A 1,209-nucleotide genomic window follows, 5' to 3' on the forward strand; every position below is an offset into this window, starting at 1 on the left:
CAGCACTTTAATGCCGTTGAAGTCGGTCTGGGTGGTCACGCGGTTGATCTCTTCCATACGCTGGTTAACTTCAGCCTGGATGGAGTCGATGTCAGATGCGGAGTTGGAGCTGTTCTGCGCCTGAACGGTCAGGTCACGGATACGCTGCAGGTTGTTGTTCACTTCGCTCAGCGCGCCTTCAGCGGTCTGTGCCAGAGAGATACCGTCGTTAGCGTTACGGGCAGCAACGGTCAGGCCGTTGATGTTAGAAGTAAAGCGGTTCGCGATCGCCTGACCAGCAGCATCGTCTTTCGCGCTGTTGATACGCAGACCGGAAGAGAGACGCTCAATCGAGGTGCCCAGAGAAGACTGTGATTTAGTCAGGTTGTTCTGGGTCATCAGCGACAGGGTGTTAGTATTAATAACAGCCATGATAGTTATCCTTCAGTGAGAGATTTTTTATATTCCGGTAAGCGCCAGCGGCTTCATCACCGTCATAATTGTTATCGACGAACCTTGCCAACTCTTTAGGTTTTTTTATGTTTTTTGCACAATTTTTGTCGAAAAATTATCCACCCTATAAAACAAAAAAGCGCCGACAAGCGGCGCTTTTTTTCTACAACTGATGTCTGCGAATTAACGCAGCAGGGACAGCATGGTCTGCGGAACCTGGTTGGCCTGTGCCAGCACGGAAGAACCGGCCTGCTGCAGGATCTGCGCGCGGGACATGTTCGACACTTCCGTCGCATAGTCGGAGTCCTGAATACGGCTGCGGGCAGCTGACAGGTTGCTCACGGTGTTGTTCAGGTTAGTGATGGTGGACTCGAAACGGTTCTGGGACGCACCCAGCAGGCTGCGCTGATCGTCAACCGCTTTGATGGCCTTATCGATATCTGCCAGCGGGCTGCCATCGGTGCTACCGGACGCATCAACAGTACCTTTCAGTACGTCGAAGCCTTCAGCGGCAGTAGAACGTTTGTTGCCGTTGATGGTCTGGCCGGTAGTCTGCGCTGTTGCACCAGTCGCATTGTACAGGTTGTAGGAGTCAGACTTGGTCAGGCTGATGGAGATAGTTTCGCTATCTTTAGAACCGACCTGGAAGCTGTAGCTGCTTGAACCGGTACCGGTGTTCAGCACTTTAATGCCGTTGAAGTCGGTCTGGGTGGTCACGCGGTTGATCTCTTCCATACGCTGGTTAACTTCAGCCTGGATGGAGTCGATGTCAGATGC

The 1,209-nt window shown here is 52.4% G+C and carries 2 protein-coding genes; both read right to left on the minus strand.

Annotated features, from left to right (window positions below):
• On the minus strand, positions 1-411 hold a 411-nt coding region (locus SOM48_RS22605), incomplete at its 3' end, for a flagellin N-terminal helical domain-containing protein (protein WP_473964721.1).
• A gap of 204 nt (positions 412-615) precedes the next feature.
• Positions 616-1,209: flagellin (locus SOM48_RS22610; protein WP_320513063.1), on the minus strand; the 594-nt coding region annotated here is incomplete at its 5' end.

The sequence above is a fragment of the Kosakonia sp. CFBP8986 genome, from assembly GCF_034044935.1.
Classification (GTDB): Bacteria; Pseudomonadota; Gammaproteobacteria; order Enterobacterales; family Enterobacteriaceae; genus Kosakonia; species Kosakonia cowanii.